Below are 21,127 nucleotides of genomic sequence, written 5' to 3' on the forward strand. Positions count from 1 at the left end.
TGGCAACGTAAAAAGGTTTATTAACAAGATGACTAAAAAGAATACAACCAATAAAATACTTTCAGAGAGCTGGGCGAGTAGTATTAGTGAATATATCCTGCAACGTCGTGAACAAACCTATAGAGCTTATACCGGCGTTAACAACCTATTATCAGAACAACAAGGACGTCTTAAATTACAAAATGACACCTTATTCCAAGCTCTTTTTATTGTTTTAGCTAACCAATTGGAGGAAGGGCATACTGTTTTAGTATTACGTCAAAATAATGACGAGCCGCCACTAGAAGGGATTGTCTTACATCAACCGACAACGCTCTATAGATGGCAATTACAGATAATAGATATATTAGCTGCGCCATTGTTCGAACGAATAGTTGATGACCATACCGAACCTTTAAAAGGGAAGAATAAGGCTCATATTGAGTCCGATATTTTTAATCTGATAGATGCTTTGTTAACTAGAAAATCACAACTTTGGTCGCAGTTGGTAATATCCAAGGCCGATAAGGCGCAACTCTCGGACCGACTTGACTTAGTGAAGCGCTTCTTTGATTTAACTCAACACTTAATAGTCGAAACAGACACGACTCAATCTATATTTGCAAGCTTAGATGATTTAAACAAGTGTCTACAACAGCACCCGCTATTCACACCGCTATTCAACCAAAGTAATTTAAAAAATAGCCTAAGCAAACCATTTAAATCAAACCAGCCAATTGTTTATCATTACACCCAAACACAAGATAGCTCAGTCTTAACCATATGGCTACATCGTACCTGGCAAGCAGAATACAATCTCGCCCATACTATTCAAAATATTTTAGCACAGCAAATAACCCCGTTAGACATCACCATTCCAGAAAGATTAAATGCACAACAAGTTCAGGCGGTCTCTACCGCCAATGAAAACGCATTTAGCATTATAACGGGAGGACCGGGCACTGGAAAAACGTATACCGTCGCTCAGTTGGTTATTGCATTACATCAAGCGCAGTTGCGTCATGAGTCTGATAGCGCTGGAGATATAAATGAAGCAGGGGAGAGTAATCTTAGGTCATCACGTATTAGATTTAGTACAGATAGCGCAAGCTTAGCCCTTGCAGCACCAACTGGAAAGGCGGCACAACGTATGCAAGAGTCTTTACAAGCTGCCTTAGATAATTCGCAGGTTGATGTACAGTTGCAAGAGGCTAAGACCATTCATCGTCTCTTGGGCATTGGCCGTGATGGTCAGCCGCGATACCATGCCGATAACCCATTGGGTGAGGATATTATCATTGTCGATGAAGCTTCCATGTTAGGGGTAGAGCTGGCCAATTATCTAGTCAGTGCTATTAAACCGGGAGCACGCCTCATTTTGCTAGGTGATGCCAATCAATTAGCCGCCGTGGATGCCGGTGCAGTACTTGCTGATCTATGCCGCATCGCTATGTTACAACCTTTTCATGTTGAGCTTATAGAAAGTAGGCGATTTGGAACAGAGTCAGGTATTGGTCTGCTAGCCCATCAAATTAATCAACGAGAGACTAATCTTGATAAAGTGTGGCAGTTACTTATAAATGAGGAAACGTTAGAGTTTATAAGTATTAATCAAATAAGTGAACATGAAAGAGGTGAAAATGAAAATAGGCAGAATACTTTAGTTACCGATGTTGATAATGAGATTAAACCATTATCTATAATAAATAGCCTAAGCAAAAGAAAAATATTATTCAAACTTTCAAATCACTATCAAAACTTTATAAATAAAATATCATTTCTACAAAAGAACCCAATAGCTAAATCCGAGCCAACTCGAGTAACTAACACAATCAATGAGTTAATGACTGAATTTAATAAGTTTAGAATACTAACAGCGGGTCATCATGGGGAGTGGGGCGATCATTATCTTAATAACTATCTGACTCAGTGGCATATGAATACCTTAAAGCTACCCCTTGGAAATGGAAGTTGGTTCCATGGTAGGCCGATAATGGTTCTTCAAAATAACTATGAATTAGGCCTATTTAATGGTGATATCGGTATCTGTTTAATGACAAAAATAAAAGGCGAGGGTAGTCGCTTAGAAGTGTTCTTTGAAAATAAAAGCCAAGGTATTGCAATCAATTTGTTGAACGACGATCTGGTTGCGACTGCCTACGCTATGACCATTCATAAGTCGCAGGGATCTGAGTTTGATCATGTGGCAATAACCTTTAATCATGCCCATGCTCGACTACTTAGTAAAGAGTTGATTTATACTGCCGTCACCAGAGCAAAGCAGCAGGTGACTATTGTTAGTACCCCATCTTCGTTTGAGAAAGCAATATTAACCCCGACTCAGCGCCATACAGGATTGGCGCTACAGTTTGAACATTCCAATTCAAACCTTTAACTTCCTAGCAGCTTCTTAAGCTAGAGTAGGTTAAAACCTATTCAAACATGAATTCGGGATAAATCAAACTTAAAAGTTAAGGTTACAGGCACTCCTTTATTGCAAAGCAATACATCTCACTTTTTAAAGAAACGGTCATTCATCTCTTTTTAACTTTGGAAAGGTTAGTTCCTTCCTTTTCCAATGGAATGGTTTGGGATGGATTTTTTAACTCAAATAAAAGCAATGTCTTACAAAATTTATTATCCCCAATTGAGATTATTCATTAAAAAAAGCAAAGTCATTAATAATAACTTTGCTTTAACTTTTTATACTGATAGTTTAGGATAATTCGGCAATGGCGCCTTAAAGTGTGTCTTCTTTAATCGCATAGATGCCAGGAAGGTGGCGTAAATAACCATGAAAGTCCATACCACAGCCATACACATATCTATCGTCAACATCTAAACCAATAAAGTCAACGTTAAAGCCTTTCACTTTTCTATCGTGATTTTTATTAAGTAATACACAGCAATCGACAGAGGCTGGGTTTTCTTTTTTCAGATCCTCAACGATGGCTTTTAAAGTAATACCTTCATCAAAGATATCATCAATCAATAGAACGTGTTCACCTTCAATGTTCACATCAGGCTTAAACTTCCATGACAACTCATTGGTCCCTTCATTTTCACGATAACGTGTCGCATGAATATAGTGCATGCGATGATAGAACGTAAGATGCGTTAACAGCTGACCTGCAGGAATTAAACCACCATTCATAACAACCATGACAATTGGGTTCAGGCCCGCATAATGTAAGTTTAATTGAGCAGCCAAACGCTCATATGCAGCAGCAACTTCAATACTACTGATTAAACATTCTGAATTACGTAAGGTTTTCTCGATCTCTTGATTGCTAATTTGGCTCATAGTATTCGGCACGATGTAATGATAAAGCCAATATTTTAACAGGAATCAAGAAGTTCAGCTATTCCTGTTATATATTTTTAGCGTCGATATTATTCTTTTTCAACAATAAAGTGACTATAAAACAGAACGAGACGATTTAACGAGTCGTTTGGTAACTGAGGAAATAACTTATTGATCGCCATTTCTAATGCTTTATTAATACCTGCTTTTGCCATCGGCACTGATTTACGTTTTATCATACCTAGAGGCAGGGTTTCAGAAAAGCGCGTTATAAAATGGTCAACGACTGCATGATTCATTGCAAATAAAGATTCAATCAACTTCTCTTTATCGACAGACTCAGGGGTAGTGGCATTGAATCCTTCAAGTATGGTGTTAGCAGTCTTGTCATCTAGTTTAAAACCAACCCGCAAGTTGCCTTGATTGTCTTCAAAAACGGTTTCATTTTTAAGATATTCAAAGTTAGGAAGGACGTCTTTATTCTTATCTTTACCTAACAATATATTAAGCATCGTCTCGGTGGCGCTTTCAATCTTTTGTACGATACCTCTCATTTTAGCTTGTCGCTCTTCATCAGGTATTACACTGATTAGATTAATCAATAAATTGTCGATAATTTCACGACCGATTTGCTGAGAAATTTTGTTGCGTAGCGGATAATAAGGCTCATCACTACCAGAACTGATGACTTCTTCTGCATGTGAGATATCATCGATAAGAGGGGTGGATGGTTCAAAGCCAAAATAGTAGGTCATTTTAAATCCTTTTATGAGAGGTAGAATTAAGTTTAATTTAAGAAAAAATGTAAAATAATGCCTAAAAACAGTTGTTTGTAACTAAATGTAGTTATTTATTGTGCTAATATAACGTGATAAATTATTAGCAATACTGTTTTTAGTAACGCTAAGGTGTTAACAGCATATAGAATGTTTTGATTTTATTCAACATACTGTATTTGTCAATCATATTTTATAGCAATTCGAGAAGTAATCACTTTTTATTATTATAGTAATGCAAAAAATTATGACGATTGCTTAACCTCAAACCACTTGTTGAAATTAGGATTCACGCAAAATTATGAAATTAAAATTGAAATCTATAAAGCCTACTACTGATTTGGTATTTTCCAAACAAAACGTCTCAGTTTTAGTATTAGTCACTTGCGTGACTACCTTAATGGGGTGCCAAACCATTCATCCTAATCAACCAGATTTGACGGTTTCTCAAGATAATAAAATTGCAGAACCCATCGTCACTAGTCTTGAACATCGTCGCCAATTGACAATGACGAATAAAAGTTTCAAAGATCAGTTCTCGGACAAATCAGGCTTAAAAGTAGATGATCAGGCTCAGCAAGCGCTGCTCACTGCATTTAAAAAGCATCTTACTTCGGACCACGTTTCAGTGACTAAAACACGTAGTCATGATGCTCCATTTATTGCTGAAAATAGTGTCGATGCCGGTTCAGAAACCGTATTAAAAGCCTTATTGATAGCCTTAGATGAGTATTTCAATAGAAGCCCTTCAGATCTATATGAGTATGATTATGAAATGGACGACATTGGCACCTACGACTCAAATGGCAATATATTTTATGGTCCTGCATATCGTACGGAAGAAGATTATCTAGACACTGATAATAAATCGATCAATGAAAATCATAGTCAGGAGTTGAACTCCTTATACTTCAATTATGGTGATGAAAAAAAGGGGGGCATTCCTTTTGCTGGATATAACATTGATAGACAAACAGGCTTGTCGATTGACTATATTACAGGTACTCAAGAAGTTATCTATTATTCAGATGACATCTATGAGTGTGTCTTAGATTTTTCATCTTCTTTAGATGATTTGGTAATGGAGGATCCTTTAATTACCAGTCAATCGAATGACGTCAAAGCGCTAAAAACCAGCTATAAGCAGTGTTTAACTCAAACTGATGACGCTAATGCCTCAGTTATTGAGTCTGCTAAAGGTTATCAAGTTAAGTATATTGAAAGACAAAAAGGGTGTGCGGGTCGGTTTGACAAACAAATTGATAATATCCTAGATCCAAACCGAAAACCAAAATCTATCGAGTTTAGTAGTTACAATACGATATATGAAAGTTATGACGATTGCGATAGTAGCATTAGATTACTTAATGAGACGGAGCCTTATTATTATTTAGATGAAGGGTGGCCTGAGTATATTATTAAGTATAAACAAGACATCATTGATTGTACGGATGAGATGATTCATGAGCAACAACAAGCGGCGTCAAAAGGCATTACTTATACAAACGATCCTGAAACCTATGTAGATATTTACTATAAAAACGAAGAGTGTACATATGACGCACAAAATGAAAAATATAACGCAGAAGATGAGGCTTATAGCATTGAAGAGTTAACTTCAATGGCTAATGAAGAAGACAGCAATGATTCAGAAAGTGAAAGTGCAGAGGCTGATGAAGATGCTAATGAAGATGACAGTGAGAAAAGTGAATTTCGCAAAACAATTGATATGTTATTCAATATGTACCACCGAACGCCTTCACAAATTGAGGCGACTAATTTTTATCAAAACCAGAATATGACATTTAGTCATATTAGTGAATTTAATAGTAGTGCTAAGCAGTTAAATACCTTATATAGCTATGACTTTGTGACGCCAACGTCGTACTATTCTATTCAATTGCCTGTCTCATTAGATTTTGGGAAAGATACTATCACCTTAGATCCGAGTGCTATATTGCCAATTATGGCAATGTTGAGCCCTGAAAATACCCCGTTACCCGAAGAGCTGGACACCACTATGGTGGCTTTTCACTTGCCAGAAGAGATTAGCTCTAAAATACCTGCCAGTGTAATCTATGACGCTTTTATTGATGCGGTTGGTTATAGTATGAGTGAGCTAGACTCAAGTTATTTTACGGCTTTAGATATCCATAATGATAATTATGCCAAAAGCTTAGGCGCAAGCTCAGCGATAAAAGTCAATTTTGATAGTAAGCAAACGGGAAAAGTAATTGGTGTCACTGTGAAGCATATGGCACGAGCTTTAGAAGCTTATATAGAGAGTCATCCTGATAAATTTGAAGATGTGAATCTTGTGCAAGTTGGTTTAGAGAAGTGGCAAGAAAATAATGCTAAATTTCAGAGCGAAGATGTAGGTACTTTATTTCAGTTGATAGAGGCTATCATGCCGATATCCTTTAATAAAACCAACTATTTTTATTTAGATAGTAAAGGTCAGTTACTTGGTACTCAAACTCAGACTATTATTGGCGGCGATATATTGGGTGCTAAATCAACGGTTTTAAGCCAAACCAGTTTCAACAAAAATAGTTTTAAAGCAGATCCTCTATACGACTTATTCCAGCAGTCATTTGGCGCACCGTTTAAAGATGATATGCCAGCCAGCACCGATGGCAATGCATGGATCGACAAAATTAAGCAACGAGAAGAAAAGTTAAAGAAAGCCTCGTTTGCGCGCTATGAATATCGAAATCAGAACGCTGAATTGTGTGAGGGTGAATCAGAATACGATGACGCATTCGATGATGAATATGATGAATATGATGAATATGATGAATCATACTGTGAAGGTAAAAATGACTATATTGATATCTCTGAAGAGATGTCATCTGATGAAGCAACTGCCAGTGATGATTACGAATCTGCTATTGGAATTATAGATTCTGGTAATGTTAATGAGGATATGGATCAAGACATTGAAGATGATCACCAGTTCTAAATTCAAAAGCAATATTCAAAAGTATTTATAACCCAACATATTACGCATAAGAATAGCTTCATAAGGATAGGCAATGAAAATCATTTCAAAAGAGACATTGAATCATCGAGTAGTACGCTCCAGATTTAACACACAAGGTTTGTCTAAACTAACCGCTTTATCAGCTGTGACCATCATGGTATTAAGTGGTTGTCAGTCCACAACCCCTTTCAATCAAAATCAATCTGGATCTTCTGCCCTGTTATTAAGTGCTCAACCTGAACTTGCTAAAAGCACATTGATTAAAGCGCTAGAAAAGCAACGTATGAGCAGCTACGATTATCATATCAATATACTCGCTTCGAATGATGAGCAAAGAGCAGCTCTAGCGAATGCAAGTGCTAAGCAGCTGTCAATGAGTGATGATTCAGAGGCTCATTGTGAACATATACACGATGAAGCTTATATTGACTTACTAGATCGGGCTGAAGAGGATGGTTTGGAAATTGATGATCCAAAATATGCAACGACTCGTCAAGCGTTAAAGTCAGCATATCTTGATTGTAAAGAGTATTATGATGAGTGGTTAGGCGAACAGCCCTATAGTGATGCTTGGTTTGAGTCAGCCATTGCCGCTGCAATGGAGGGTGACGAATATGAGAGTGAGTATGATGACGAATATGAGAGTGAGTATGATGACGATGACTTAATAGCAGAAGCTGAGGCAGCGGCCGCTGAAGCGGCAGCGGCAGCAGCCGAAACGGAAACAGTCGAATATTCTGATGACTATGATGATTACGGAGATTATAGCGAATATAATGAAACAGATGCGGCTATTGCAGCGGCTGAAGAAGATTATAACTATTATTATGAAAATGGTGATGATTTAGAGTATTTTAGTGAAGAGGTAGACTCTGGCAAAATCAGTGAGTTTCTACCTGATTATGATGCGTCCCATACTAAGCTTGATGCCCATCGAGCTAACTTGCTCAATGCCTATTTGTTAAAGCCACTTAGCATAACCATCGAGGGAGGATATCGACCCTATACTGGCAAAATAGGCATCATGCCCACGCTACAATATCAGTCGCGTAATGTGACCCTATCAACGACCGACTTTGTGTATATTGATGCCAAACAAGGTGCGGTGTATTTATGGGCGGATTCGTTTGCCTTATTGCTGTCCACGTATCTAGATGAAAAACTAGGTACCAGCATGCACAATAAATGGATAAAAATAGACTTAAATGATGGTAGTCTTCCACAAGAATTTATGACTGATCTCTTAAAAAGTCATCTTGCCGCTCAAGACCAAATGTATGCCACTTCATCGCCAGAACAATATCGCTTTATCTCGAATAAGGATTTGTTGAGTCTTAGTCCAGTACCGGATGAAAAGCATCGCCCTTATCTTACTAACACGCCAAGCATCCTTGAACGCAAAATTAATGACACTGAACTGAAACAAGATATTCAGACCTATTTGGATCTTTTATACAATCAAATGTCCAATAAATATCCTGAATTATTTGAAGAGTTTGAAAAAAGTGCCGAAGAGTATAGCTTTAAATCAAAATTGAATGAATACCGAATGGAAGGTTATGGTGATTATTCAGATGACGACGTATATGAAGACGATGATGTATATGAAGACGATTATATATATGAAGAAGAAACCAATGCAGACGAAGCCATGGCAAACGAGGCTAATGCAGACGAAGCCATGGCAGATTTTGATGTAGACGACGAAAGTTCTATAGTGGGCGTTGCAGAGGAAGCTGTTGAAATTGAAAACGATGAAGATGATCAGGTATTAAACAGTCGTTTTATAATGAGCAAACTATTCGAAATCATTAAAGCGGCAAAGGATGCTGAGAGTAAAGAAGAGGCCAATGCTGAGGAAGCCAGTGGTGACAATAGCGAAGTGGCTGTCATTGAAGACGATGAAGAACAGGCTGAAAATGTGATAGAAGTGCGTGAAGTGCCCGCTTCAATAGACTATGCTAAAAAAGAGGACTCTGATAATCCTAATAAGTGGTTGTGGCGTGATGTCTATGGTCTAGACAATCAGCAACGTATCACGTGGCACCTAGCACAGCGTCATATTAGTGAAGATAGTCGTGGCTACTCAAACTTTGATGACCTTAAGAATGGATTGAGACTAGAGACATTAACCCGCTATAATGGAGTATTACCCACCAAGCCAATTTTCAGATTTTTACCTGAAGGAGCTTCAACACCAAATTCTAATAATACTGTCAATCTAAAAGATTATCTTAACGATTTGCACTCACGATATGAAGAAGGTGAAGGTACTGAATATAGTAAAGAGTTCTTTAAATTAATGGAAGGTTTGCAGCTGCAACTGCCTTAATTTTAACACTTGTACGACGGATAACCCGATTGGTCTTAAATGGCTAATTGGGTTTTTTTTACTTAAGTTATTTATGTTTTTAGTAGGGTATCTATTATCCCCATTAATAAATATTTAGGTATAATTAACGGGTGTCATTAACAATTGAGCAAGGACGCTATCATTATAGTTATAGTTATTTAGGATTTCGTTCGGCTTTCAATTTATAATTCCTTTAATTTTTTGTATTTTAATAAGCTATAGTTGTAGCGTGTGGTGAAGCGAAGCGTAACCCACGGTATTTAGATGCCTCTTATATTACAGGTTTAACTATAGGCTTGATGAGCATGTTTAGTTTATTTTCAAAACTAGGTTATTTGAAGAAAAGGTTATTTAAAGAAAAGATATAATGTTTTCAAGGAGTGATGAATGAACAGTGCATTCGTATTATTGTTTGGTATTGTGGCTATGCTTGCCGGTTTTTTTATTTATTCAAAATACTTTGCAAAGCATATTTTGGGACTGGATAACTCAGTGCCAACCCCCGCCCATACTATGAAAGATGGTATTGATTACGTCCCTACTAACAAATATGTCCTGTGGGGGCATCATTTCACGTCAGTAGCAGGCGCTGCACCTATCATTGGTCCGGCTATTGCTGTCATTTGGGGCTGGGTACCAGCGGTATTGTGGGTGGTATTGGGTACCATATTCATGGCTGGTATTCACGATATGTCCGCAGTCTGGGCAAGTGTGCGCAATAAAGGTCAATCCATTGGCTCTATTGCCGGCTCAGTGATGGGCAGTCGTGTACGTACCTTAATGATGGTCGTTATCTTCTTACTGCTACTCATGGTCAATGCTGTATTTGGTGTGGTCATAGCCAATATGATGATTAAAACCCCCACCGCAGTCATACCCGTTTGGGGCGCATTAGTGGTCGCCTTTATTATTGGACAATGTATTTACCGCTTTAAGATGAGCCTCGTCTTGGTATCTATTGTGGGAGTGGCTGCGTTATACGGTTTGATATATTTGGGTACATTGATGCCAGTTATATTGCCAGAAACAATGTTTGGTTTGCCTGATAATGCCGTTTGGATCATCTTTTTGTTTGTCTATGCTGCAGTCGCTTCTTTACTACCGGTATGGATGCTACTTCAACCACGCGACTATATCAATGGCTTACAGTTATTTATCGGTTTAATACTCTTATTTGGCGCTATTTTAATTGCAACGCCAGATATTGTTGCACCTGCCTTAAACCATAACTTACCTGTCGATACGCCATCAATTATGCCGCTACTATTTGTCACGGTGGCATGTGGTGCCATATCAGGCTTTCATGGTTTGGTTTCAACTGGTACAACCTCTAAACAGATCGATAAAGAAGAAGACATCCGCTTTGTTGGCTATTTCGGTGCTGTCGGGGAGGGGTTATTGGCTCTGGGTGCTATCCTTGCCGCTACAGCAGGATTTGCAAGCTTAGCGGCGTGGGAAGGGGTCTATCAAAAGTTCGGTGATGGATCTGTTGGTGCCTTTATCGATGGTGGTGCAACGATCTTAAATGCTGGTATGGGTATTGAAATTGTCTTATCACAAACCATCCTGACCGTGATGGCGGCATTGTTTGCAGGGACTACCATGGATACTGGTGTTCGATTGCAACGTTATATTTTCCAAGAGTTTGGCGAAGTTTATAATCTGCCAATACTCAGAAAAAGTGTGGTTGCAACACTGCTTGCTGTCGGTAGCTGTTTAGTACTTGCGTTTGGTGCAGGTGGCATTGATGGGTCAGGGGGTATGATTATTTGGCCATTATTTGGAACCACTAACCAGCTAATGGCGGCGCTTACCTTGATGATTGTCACCGTTATCTTATTACGCAAAGGTAGAACCGTCTGGTATACGCTAGCGCCCTTAAGTTTCCTGTTGGTGATGGCTATTTTTGCTTTATTACTGCAACTCAAGACTTTCTATACCGATGGCAATTGGCTGCTAATCGTTTTGGATATTATTATTCTTATAGCGACCATATTAGTCACTTTTGAAAGCTTCTCGGTACTACGTCGTGAATGGAGACAACATAAAGTCTAGCTTAATAGGACTTACGCAGAACTAAAATTTATAGCAACTGGGGTTTTTTATTTACGCTGTCTGATTTGCACTGTCTGAAAGGTGGGGTCGGAAGTTTAATAATGCCCCCCCCAAATATCGTTAAGTGCTTGAATATAGATATTTGCGTAAGTCCTATGAAGTACGTGAGTTTAGAGTTGCTGTACCATAAACTTTTATCTATAAATATTAAAATAAATTTTCAGATGCAAAAGGATTAGAAATATGAACAAAGAAGAGGGGTTATGGAGGCGCTTTAAAGAAGGGTTAAACGAGTTTTACCATGCTCCTTATCGTCAAACCCTTGCCCGGGCAGCGCGTGATGAGGAAGACTTGTTTATGTTATTACTATTTTCAGAAAGCCTTGGTATTGAAAATCCTGCCAGCTTTTATACATTAGAATTGCAGCCCTTATTCTTAGAAAAGTTTCACGAGTGGCATTTGAGAATGGGAATGCCACGCTGTCCTTTACAACATGGCGGCTGTTGTTAATACTTAATGTTTAAAAAGTAAGTTATTAAGGTTCTAGATAGCAGAACTAAACGAATGCCAAACAAATAAGCTAAATAAGAAGAAAAAATGCGGTCACTAGATAATTTAGTCAACCAACTCAAAAATACGCCCATTATATTTGTAGGCGGAAAAGGCGGAGTAGGCAAAACGACAACAGCGGCTGCGCTTGCTTCAAAGTTTGCTAAAAGTCAGCAGAAAACCTTAATCATTTCAACTGATCCTGCGCATAGCTTAGGCGATGTGTTTGATAACTCACTGACTCATAAAAAGCACTCACTCAGTCCATACCTTGATGCACTTGAACTTGATCCTGATAGCATTATCGATGAGCACTTCCAACGAGTTGAACGAACCATCAGTAGCTATGCCAGTCCAGATATGATGCCGAAAATTAGACAGCATTTACAATTGTCAAAGAGTGCCCCTGGCGCACAAGAAGCAGCGATGTTAGAGGCTATTTGTCGATATTTAGTATCGTCAATAGAGGAGGGTGTTTATCAACATATTATTTTTGATACCGCACCAACAGGACATACCTTACGATTGCTCATGCTGCCAGAGATGATGGAAGCGTGGACGGAAGGTCTACTGACGCAACAACGCCGTCAAGCTAAACTAAAAGAGGCAGCAGTTGGCTTAAGTCTCAAACACAAGTCTTCTTTAGCCAATCCTTTTGCAGAGTCAAAGCCAGTTGATAAATGGCAACAAGCGGTGAATGTACTTAACGAGCGTAAGGCGTTGTTTAAAAAAGCAGGAGCCTTATTACATGATAAGTCTCAAACAGCCGTTATATTGGTTATGACTGCCGATAACTTGCCTATTAAGGAGACACGACGAGCAGCAAGCCAGTTAAAAGAGGCTTATCTTGCCCCTGCCGCTATTGTAATTAATCAATTAATAAGCCCGCAACAGCAGGACGAGTTCTGGCAAAAGCGGGCCATTCGCCAACAAAAACTTCTTACAGAAATTGAGCATCAGTTTAAAGACTACCCTTTGTATGCACTTTATCTACAACAGTCTGATGTGCGTGGTCTTGAGGCGCTGCAACAGCTTAATTAAAACATAATATGAATTTATGAAATTCTAATCAGCAATTAAAAATTGCGCTTTAAGAACTTAATTAATGTGCTCGTTAATTTAACCCTTATTCTCTAACCTAGAGCGTCGTAGTTTATCAGACAATGACCACGCAGTTTCAGCACGCAATTCAGCAGAGAGCTGGCTTTTACCACTGGATAAGCTACTCCATTGCGGTTTGCCTCTTGCTTTTTTGAGCTCACTAGGTAGCTTGTTTGGGTCCCAAGGTGGGGTAGTCGTTTCCTGTAGTTCAGCAATGGGAGTATCTGGGCTAGCAGCATGGCCACGGTGACGAAGTGAGGCCAATAAATCTAAGGATCGTGTGGCTAATAATGTCAATGTTGCTGGGTCGATATACAGTCGTTTAACGCCGCTAAGCTTGTCTACAATACTCGTAGTATTAGATAATATACCTCCTGCAATACCACCAATAGCAGCACCGAGTCCTAAGGTCGTACCTAAGGCTGCGGCATCTATACCGAGCCCTAATAAAGCGCCAGCTGCAGCGCCGGAAGTAGTACGTAATCCATAACTCTTTAGCAACTCTGGATCAAAAGGATCTTGCTGATATTCATTGAGCTCAAGCGGCGTTACTACTGCGGTATTGTCATAAAACTTATATAAATTAAGCAGCTTATTTTGCATGGTGCGCTCACTTTGACGAACCGCTTCTTGCATCTCATTCAATACAGGCATCGGATCGGCATCTTCATCGACCTCACGTACATAAGCGGCGACATCTATAAGAAAATGAGCAATGATAGTGATGGCCTGTTCATACAGCTGTGCCCAGTCCTCTCTACGGCGATTGATAAGCTGACTGAGGGTCTCTGAATGCGTCAACATGGTCGCTAAATTTTGCCATAGTGTCATCTCATCTTCAAACTCAAACGCCACTGAATCAAATCGGGTTGAGATATGTAGATTTCGCCGTGCCAGCATAGTTTGCCACTCAGTAATATTGGCATCTTGACTGTCTGTAAAATTAAACACCGGCATCACTGGAATGGCTGACCAAGACAAAACGGTTAACTCGTCTTTATATTTACCAAGGACCGGTTCTCTGGCATCAATGACATATATTGCCATGTCACTTGCTAGTAATTGGCGTATGACTTTGGCTTCTTGAGAGTAGTCATCCAAATCATTGTTAAGATTAAGTTCACCACCTTGAGCGATGTCGCTTGCTAAAAATTGTTGCAAACGCTCAATTCCATCACGGCGACTGGCAGTATTGTCCTCGAGCCAGTCCATTAACCCAGACGCATCCTCTAAGCCTGGTGTGTCAAATAAAGCTACTAAAGCCGATCCAGTCTGACTATCTGAGATGATAGCGCGCTCAACATGACGCGTGGTTGCCGCTTCATTTTTAACCTCACCAAAATACATATCACGTAATAAGGTACGTAAAAGCGACGTTTTACCGGTATTGGTATGACCGACAACAGCAAGCTTTAAGGGCTCACCTTCTGCCAGCGTTTTTTTGGTAGAGCTATTAACACTGAACTCGGAAATAGATTCTTTTGTAGGTTCAGATTTTAAAGTCGGGTTAACTTCTTCAAGCTCATCTTTAGGCGTATTGTCAGTCGTGGCAGTTTTAAATGCCTTATCACTAAATAAGCCCCCTGATGAAGCATCATCGGATAAATCTTTGGATTGTGGCGTGTTATTTTGATTGTCTTGCGTTGTCATATTTAGCTCACTGCTATATTATATTTTAGCTCAAGAGGAGGGCTGGCTAATATTCTAAATTATGTTTGATATTTTAAGTGCATTTTGATGGCTTCTAGATTCAGACTTATGTCTTCCATGAACTTTTAATAACTTTAATGGAAGTCGCAAATGCAAGTCGAAATAGTGTTAACGACGATTGTTTTAAAAAAGACCTTTTTATAAAGAATAAAGTATAAAGAGTATTTTATAAATAGCTTTGCAGATCTAACTTACCAAACTTGATGCACCAAACTTAATTCACTAGTCCTATATTTCTTTCAGCCAACGCGGTTTGCCACTGTTGTTTGCGAACAGGGTCAGTTTGACTAGTTTGCATTGCGTCATTATTTTCAATAAGTTGCACAATTAAACCATGCTTGGCATGTTGAGCTATCTTATCAAGTTTGCGCATCGTACCGCGATCTGGGAGTGCAGATGACTGGATGCCAATAAGGACTTGAACCTCATTATGCTGAAGATACTCAAGCAGTTTATCCATATCATCACGATCATCAAGTACCCCAAAGTTTTCAATTGATGGTACTTGAAAGGGTTGACCTGCTGCATGATACCAGTTCGGATCACTGTGCTGATATTCTAAGAGTGCGACTAATTTATTCCCTTGAGTAACCTTAGCCTTTGGCGCTACAGGCTGTACCTTTTCGACGAAATCATCTTTATCAACGACCTTTCGCTGCCAAAAGTTAATGATTTTCTGATAGTAAGGTAATGAGAGATCTAGCTTCATTTTATTGCGATTAAACATTAACGCACAAAACGCCCAAGCGATAGCACGAGGGACGATACCGTACATCAGCAAACTGCCTATTAAAAGGCTTGCCCACTGCCGAGCGATGCTTAAAGGCATCGCTTCAGTCGCCAATCGACTTTGAATAATCGCATCGGCATCCGGTACATTAAATCCAACCATACTAGGTAACCAGCCTAGCCAGTGGGTTAAGGTCAGGAGCGACTCGTTAGATAGTATGGTCGACTCCCAGCTAAAACTATATTGACGCACTATTAGCAAAAATATAATGGCAAATAACATACCCGTGAGCGTGGCAAGCCAAAGTTGATGACTAAATTTGCTAAGATACCAACGCATGCCAGTATGATGAAGTTGCTGGTCGTATAGCTCAACAGCTGCTTGAGTGACATCGTCCTTACCACGAATGAGCGCTTTCGGACTGATAAAGCTGGTAATAATACTGGGTGTTTGGCTTCCTCTATTGATGAGAGTAAATAATAACCATCCCACCAGCATCAACGTATGAAAGCCAAGCAGACAAACAAGGACATAAAAGAAATTAACCACATTGGCTTGCAGGAGCGCAAACAACCCCATAAAACCTGACACACACCACAATATACTCATGACCAAAATAATGCCTTTGATACGGCCATCAATTTTGTTGAGGATGCCTGCTAAGGATCCATTACTATCGATCCTTTCAGCGCGGCGATGTATTTTTTGTAAAGGCGTGGCCTCCTCATCGGTCAGGCGCTCAGTAATCAACAGAGGATCTGTTGCAAAGACATGATTGCTGGACTCAAGCATACGAACCAGCTCAGTAAGTTGGTCTTGTTTAGTTAGCATGTAATTCCTTATCGAGTAGGGTCTGCCGTTACAAACTATGTCAGAAAATATAAGTCAAACTATACTGTAAAAATTAAATGAGTATTAAATGAGTAGATACAGCAGACCCATAATACCAACCGCTACTATAAATAAAAATAAGTTAATCAGTATGCTTTTAGCACTTAACCCAGATGACATCTTAGGCAGTGCTACAGCTTTACGCTTTGATTGCTTTAACACCATATCGATGTGTTCAAGCCCATCTTCCATATAGGGTAGACCGACCGACTCAAACCCTAAAGACTGATAAAAATCGATTAAATAAGTTTGAGCGGCAATATTAATGGGGCGTTTGCCATATTTACTGCGACAGTGTTTGATAGCACGCGTCATGATCTCGCGCGCCAGTCCGCTACCTCGATGTTCTGGTAACACTAAAACTCGGCCAATACGTGGATTAGGGTTTGATTGGTTAGACCCTACAGAGGCGGTATGATTAATGTTTTCAACCATAACATTAGGGGGAATAATACGACAATACCCCACCAATGATTTATTTTTATGGGCGACCAAGTGCAGACTATCAAAGTCAATCTCATCAATATCCTGATAGGCACAGTGTTGTTCAACGACGAACACTTGCGAGCGAGCTTGCAGAATATAATACAAGTCAACTACGCTTAGCTCATCGAATTTTTTTATTGTAAAACTTACACTCATATTTAATATCTTTTTTAGCTGTTTAAGGTCTGGCTGATTTTGTCTAGATTTAGGCTATCGGACATAGCATTAAATATCTCATAGTACTTACCTTGACGGGCATACAACTCTTCGTGAGTACCTGTTTCCATCACACGTCCTTCCTCAATGACCACTAAATCATCTGCATCAATAATTTGTGCGATATTATGAGAGACAATAATAACCGTGCGGTCCTTTTTAATAAGATCCAAGCTCTTTTTAATTTGTTGACTTGCTACCGCATCGAGACTCGCTGTAGGCTCATCCAAAAAGACAATGGGAGGATCTTTTAAAAACATTCGTGCCAGTGCGATACGCTGTTGTTGACCCCCTGATAACGACTTAGCTTCGGTATCATAACCCTTTGGTAACCCCATAATTTGATCGTGAATAGAGGCTTTCTTAGCCGCATCAATAATTTGCTCTTTACTGGCATCCATATCACCATAACTGATATTTTCACTAATTGTACCTGAAAAAATATGGTTTTTTTGCAATACCAGTCCGATCTGTTCCCGTAAATCATGGGTATTATAGTCTTCAAGGTTACGACCATCTAAGCATATTGTGCCACGGCTAGGATCATAGAATTTTACCAATAAATTTATAATAGTACTTTTACCAGCGCCGCTTAGACCAACAAGGGCAGTGATACGATTCGGATGAATCTCAAAGCTGACATCCTGCAATGCTTGCTTGCCATTAGGATAACTAAAGTCAACGTGCTTAAGCTCAATATGACCTTTAATATCTTTACACGTCAGCTTGCCTGCCGTTTCAATTTGACTATCGTCTTCGATAATATCAAAGAACCCTTCGGCATAAGTTAAGGCGTTGTTTATCTGGTCATATATGCGGTGCATCTGCCGAATAGGTGCAGCTACATTTTGAAATAGCATGACATGAAACATAATCATACCAATGGTCATTTGATCATTTAATACGAAGTAGGCGGTTAGGACAATAATAACCACGACGCCAATTTGTTCAATAAAGCTTTTTAAAGCATCGTAAATAAAGGCAATACTACGTATCTTAAGTTGGTTGTCCGTCATGTCCTTCTGAACCTCAAAGTGCTTCTCAGATTCAATAGGCTCACGCACAAAAGATTTAATAACCGTAATCGAGCTGATTAACGAGATAACCATGCCACTTTTGGCTTCGCGGTATTGACGCATTTGACGGCGAAAGCCTTGTAGACGATTGGCTTGTCTTTGACTGACATAGAAGTAGATAGGTACAATAATTAGCCCAACCATACCAACCCAGAAGTTGGCGTTAAACATGATGGCTAGCGAAACGATAGCGGTCGCAAATAGAGGCAACATATCAATAAAGAAGTTTTGAACTAAGCTTGTGAGACTGCTAACGCCTAGATCGATACGGGTTTGTAATTTACCACTGTCATTTTCTTGACTGGTATAAAAGGCCATTCGATAGGTCAAAATTCGGTCAACCACTTTTTGTGATAAGTCGCGAGATAAGTTAATGCGTATTCGCTCACCAAAATAGCGTTGACCAAACGATATACCAGCATTCAGAACCTCTTTGATAAGTAGCACTACACTGATGAATGTTAAAAGCCTGATTCCTTCTTCCCAAGGATCAGGTAGAGCTGTTATGTTGGTTAAGCTATCGACCGTATACTGAAGTACAAACGCATTAACCTGAGCTGTAAACGACCCAAGTACTGTTAAAGTAAGTGTCAGAATAATTAGGGTACGATAAGGCTTGGCAAACCCAGCCAACTTTTTAAGAATTGACCAAAGCAATGCGCCACGTTCTGTTTTTTTTGTGGGAGGTTTATTATCCAAGGGGACTCGACGTGGAGGAGTAGTCATATAGGTTATCTTAAATTAAAAACTAAAAATAACTAATGAACTATCAGTTAGTCCATCATACGATAAATTATTAAAATTTATCAGAAGCCTTGTAAATTTTATAATAATAAGGATAGCCTAGTTGCTAAAGTTTCTTTTGTGTAGACCATAAATAGCTTGATCAACAAGTCTATCATGTACTCGCTCTGATTGAGTGATGATACCCTCTAATGCAAAGCCTAATCTTTCAGGCACAGCACGACTGTCTAAGTTTTCAACGACGGTTTTAATTTCAATCTTACTAAGACCTAATTCATCAAAAGCTATTTGGATAATCTCTTTGGTACAACGGGTTATAATGCCTTTGCCGCGATAATGCTTGCTAATCCAGTATCCTAAATTTGCCTTTTCAACCTCATAATCGATCGCATTAATGCCAACACTACCAATAACCTTTTTGTCATAAATAATGGCGCAAATAAGTGAAGAGCCCTCTGCGTAATCATGCAACGTTTTATTGATATAATAGCAGAAGTACTCTTCATCTTTAGCATACTGTACCCAAGGTAAATACCTCGATAACTCCTCACGTTCATCTTCCAGTATAGCGATATAGTCTTTTGCAAAACTGGGTTGCAATAAAGCTAAAGACAATGAATCATCAATCCTTCGAATAAACATTTTAATCCCTACAATAAAATTAAGATATACATGAGGTAATAGCTATCTAGTAATACAAATCAGGCACTGTATCTAAAACGTTGAATTATTAAGCTACTGCTATTCTTAAAGAGCCAGCTTTAAACTGTGAATACAAGTTATCTATAGCGACTATACCTTAAAAACTATCAGTTGGCACAAATACTTGTCCCACCATGATACGGCGTGCGGAACGACTCATTGATACTTTCTTGGCCTGCCAGCGTCCTTCGACCAATTCGGTTTTACCACCGACCAGTAATGTACCAGAGGGATGACCAAATCGAACATTAGATAATGCTTTGGGTTGGTTACCGCCACACGCAGCTTGGTTAACTAACGTACCTTGAGTGGTAGCTGCAGCCGCAATTGCCACGGCCGCAGTACCCATCATGGCATGATGTAGCTGACCCATACTCATCGCCCGGACCACTAAGTCAATATCGCCCGCATTGACTGTTTTACCACTTGAGGCCGTATAGGTTTGTGCAGGCGCTACCCAAGCGAGTTTGGGAATATGTTGGCTACTGGCAGCTTCTGATTCATTTTGGAACAACCCCATAGCCACCCCAGCTTTGGCACGAATGGTCTCAAGCTTGGCAAGCAGTGCGTCATTACTATTAATATCAGATTGAAGTTCAGTGCCCTTAAATCCTAAATCTTCAGCCTTCAAAAATACCGTCGGTATACCTGCATTAATAAAAGTAGCCTGCACTTTATCATGTTTTAAGTCGCAGCCAGAAACATCAAAGTCGTCTACAAGATTCCCAGTTGGGAACATGGCGCTCGATGAATCAACGGGGTCGATAAATTCAATTTTAACTTCTGCGGCAGGGAAGGTGACCCCATCCAATTCAAAGTCTCCGGTTTCTTGAACCTGCACCTGATTATTAGCATCTTTATAGACAGGTACATGCGCAATAATAGTTTTACGGATATTTTGCTGCCATATACGAACCTCACATATTCCTTGAGTTGCACCGTCCACACTAGCGGCAACTTTTTCTGAATCAACCAGTCCCATATTAATAGCACAGGCGCCAACGGCAGCGGTTAAGTTGCCACAGTTACCACCCCAATCAACCATTGGTTTGCTAATATTAACTTGACCAAATAAGTAATTGACATCATGATCGGGTTGGTCAGACTTAGACAAAATCACTGTCTTAGAGGTACTAGATGAGCCATTACCTAGGCCATCGATTTGTTTACCATAAGGATCAGGACTGCCTATTACCCGCATTAAGAAGTTATCACGAGCATTCCCAGCCACTTGGCAGGCTTCAGGTAAATCAGTTAAATTAAAGAATACCCCTTTTGACGTACCGCCACGCATATAAGTGGCGGGAACAGAGATTTGAGGGGAGAATGAATGTTGGGAGTCGATCATATTAGACATGTCATATTCCTAAAATAAAAATTGAATTATAAATTAAAACTTGCTATTTATTATTTATTATAACTTTCCATGACACTTAAATCATAACTATTGATTAAAATTTAAAAATGGTTAT

At 39.3% G+C, this 21,127-nt stretch carries 14 protein-coding genes; 6 read left to right on the forward strand and 8 right to left on the reverse strand.

From position 1 onward, the window contains the following. The first annotated feature begins 28 nt into the window (after positions 1–28). Complete coding sequence (recD, locus tag AC21OG_RS10765) at positions 29–2,374, forward strand: exodeoxyribonuclease V subunit alpha (RefSeq protein WP_487376632.1); 2,346 nt, start codon at positions 29–31, stop codon at positions 2,372–2,374. Between the two features lie 345 nt (positions 2,375–2,719). Here the strand turns inward: recD and AC21OG_RS10770 are convergent, their stop codons facing one another. Continuing rightward, entirely contained in the window at positions 2,720–3,283 is a 564-nt protein-coding gene (locus AC21OG_RS10770) for a hypoxanthine-guanine phosphoribosyltransferase (protein WP_487376634.1), read from the reverse strand. Positions 3,284–3,372: 89 nt separating this feature from the next. After that, positions 3,373–4,038 carry a hypothetical protein gene (locus AC21OG_RS10775; RefSeq protein WP_487376636.1) on the reverse strand — a complete coding sequence of 222 codons (666 nt, stop codon included), beginning with the start codon at positions 4,036–4,038 and terminating at the stop codon, positions 3,373–3,375. Positions 4,039–4,360: 322 nt separating this feature from the next. Between AC21OG_RS10775 and AC21OG_RS10780 the strand changes: the two genes are divergently transcribed. The 5 genes from AC21OG_RS10780 to AC21OG_RS10800 all read left to right on the forward strand — a co-directional run bounded on the left by AC21OG_RS10780 (position 4,361) and on the right by AC21OG_RS10800 (position 13,040). Continuing rightward, entirely contained in the window at positions 4,361–7,021 is a 2,661-nt protein-coding gene (locus AC21OG_RS10780) for a hypothetical protein (RefSeq protein WP_487376638.1), read from the forward strand. A gap of 73 nt (positions 7,022–7,094) precedes the next feature. Beyond that, positions 7,095–9,374, forward strand: coding sequence for a hypothetical protein (locus AC21OG_RS10785; RefSeq protein ID WP_487376640.1), 2,280 nt, complete (start codon positions 7,095–7,097; stop codon positions 9,372–9,374). A 408-nt stretch (positions 9,375–9,782) separates the two neighbouring features. Next, the gene (locus tag AC21OG_RS10790) at positions 9,783–11,450 is read left to right on the forward strand and encodes a carbon starvation CstA family protein (protein WP_487376642.1); all 1,668 of its coding nucleotides are present in this window, start codon (positions 9,783–9,785) and stop codon (positions 11,448–11,450) included. A 243-nt stretch (positions 11,451–11,693) separates the two neighbouring features. Then, positions 11,694–11,960, forward strand: a complete 267-nt coding sequence (locus AC21OG_RS10795; protein WP_487376644.1) for a cory-CC-star protein — start codon at positions 11,694–11,696, stop codon at positions 11,958–11,960. A gap of 87 nt (positions 11,961–12,047) precedes the next feature. Beyond that, a complete protein-coding gene (locus AC21OG_RS10800) occupies positions 12,048–13,040 on the forward strand; it encodes an ArsA family ATPase (RefSeq protein ID WP_487376646.1) in 993 nt (330 codons plus the stop codon). A gap of 78 nt (positions 13,041–13,118) precedes the next feature. Here the strand turns inward: AC21OG_RS10800 and AC21OG_RS10805 are convergent, their stop codons facing one another. The 6 genes from AC21OG_RS10805 to prpF form a co-directional block, all read right to left on the reverse strand. Further along, positions 13,119–14,750 carry a DUF3482 domain-containing protein gene (locus AC21OG_RS10805; RefSeq protein WP_487376648.1) on the reverse strand — a complete coding sequence of 544 codons (1,632 nt, stop codon included), beginning with the start codon at positions 14,748–14,750 and terminating at the stop codon, positions 13,119–13,121. 274 nt (positions 14,751–15,024) lie between these two features. Further along, positions 15,025–16,371: a DUF2868 domain-containing protein gene (locus AC21OG_RS10810; RefSeq protein WP_487376650.1), complete on the reverse strand. Its 1,347-nt coding sequence runs from the start codon at positions 16,369–16,371 to the stop codon at positions 15,025–15,027. A gap of 84 nt (positions 16,372–16,455) precedes the next feature. Next, a complete protein-coding gene (locus AC21OG_RS10815; protein WP_487376652.1) occupies positions 16,456–17,073 on the reverse strand; it encodes a GNAT family N-acetyltransferase in 618 nt (205 codons plus the stop codon). A gap of 14 nt (positions 17,074–17,087) precedes the next feature. Further along, complete coding sequence (locus AC21OG_RS10820; RefSeq protein ID WP_487376654.1) at positions 17,088–18,935, reverse strand: ABC transporter ATP-binding protein; 1,848 nt, start codon at positions 18,933–18,935, stop codon at positions 17,088–17,090. A 117-nt stretch (positions 18,936–19,052) separates the two neighbouring features. Further along, the gene (locus tag AC21OG_RS10825) at positions 19,053–19,595 is read right to left on the reverse strand and encodes a GNAT family N-acetyltransferase (protein WP_487376656.1); all 543 of its coding nucleotides are present in this window, start codon (positions 19,593–19,595) and stop codon (positions 19,053–19,055) included. A 157-nt stretch (positions 19,596–19,752) separates the two neighbouring features. Beyond that, positions 19,753–21,012: a 2-methylaconitate cis-trans isomerase PrpF gene (prpF, locus tag AC21OG_RS10830; protein WP_487376658.1), complete on the reverse strand. Its 1,260-nt coding sequence runs from the start codon at positions 21,010–21,012 to the stop codon at positions 19,753–19,755. Positions 21,013–21,127 lie beyond the last annotated feature (115 nt).

This window comes from Psychrobacter sp. CX5 (assembly GCF_057621535.2).

Bases quoted from the DNA above. Each gene is read 5' to 3' on its own strand.
- AC21OG_RS10790 (WP_487376642.1), top strand. From the start codon at position 9,783: ATGAACAGTGCATTCGTATTATTGTTTGGTATTGTGGCTATGCTTGCC.
- AC21OG_RS10770 (WP_487376634.1), bottom strand. From the start codon at position 3,283: ATGAGCCAAATTAGCAATCAAGAGATCGAGAAAACCTTACGTAATTCA.
- prpF (WP_487376658.1), bottom strand. From the start codon at position 21,012: ATGTCTAATATGATCGACTCCCAACATTCATTCTCCCCTCAAATCTCT.
- AC21OG_RS10775 (WP_487376636.1), bottom strand. From the start codon at position 4,038: ATGACCTACTATTTTGGCTTTGAACCATCCACCCCTCTTATCGATGAT.
- AC21OG_RS10795 (WP_487376644.1), top strand. From the start codon at position 11,694: ATGAACAAAGAAGAGGGGTTATGGAGGCGCTTTAAAGAAGGGTTAAAC.
- AC21OG_RS10805 (WP_487376648.1), bottom strand. From the start codon at position 14,750: ATGACAACGCAAGACAATCAAAATAACACGCCACAATCCAAAGATTTA.
- AC21OG_RS10780 (WP_487376638.1), top strand. From the start codon at position 4,361: ATGAAATTAAAATTGAAATCTATAAAGCCTACTACTGATTTGGTATTT.
- AC21OG_RS10815 (WP_487376652.1), bottom strand. From the start codon at position 17,073: ATGAGTGTAAGTTTTACAATAAAAAAATTCGATGAGCTAAGCGTAGTT.
- AC21OG_RS10810 (WP_487376650.1), bottom strand. From the start codon at position 16,371: ATGCTAACTAAACAAGACCAACTTACTGAGCTGGTTCGTATGCTTGAG.
- AC21OG_RS10785 (WP_487376640.1), top strand. From the start codon at position 7,095: ATGAAAATCATTTCAAAAGAGACATTGAATCATCGAGTAGTACGCTCC.
- AC21OG_RS10800 (WP_487376646.1), top strand. From the start codon at position 12,048: ATGCGGTCACTAGATAATTTAGTCAACCAACTCAAAAATACGCCCATT.
- AC21OG_RS10825 (WP_487376656.1), bottom strand. From the start codon at position 19,595: ATGTTTATTCGAAGGATTGATGATTCATTGTCTTTAGCTTTATTGCAA.
- recD (WP_487376632.1), top strand. From the start codon at position 29: ATGACTAAAAAGAATACAACCAATAAAATACTTTCAGAGAGCTGGGCG.
- AC21OG_RS10820 (WP_487376654.1), bottom strand. From the start codon at position 18,935: ATGACTACTCCTCCACGTCGAGTCCCCTTGGATAATAAACCTCCCACA.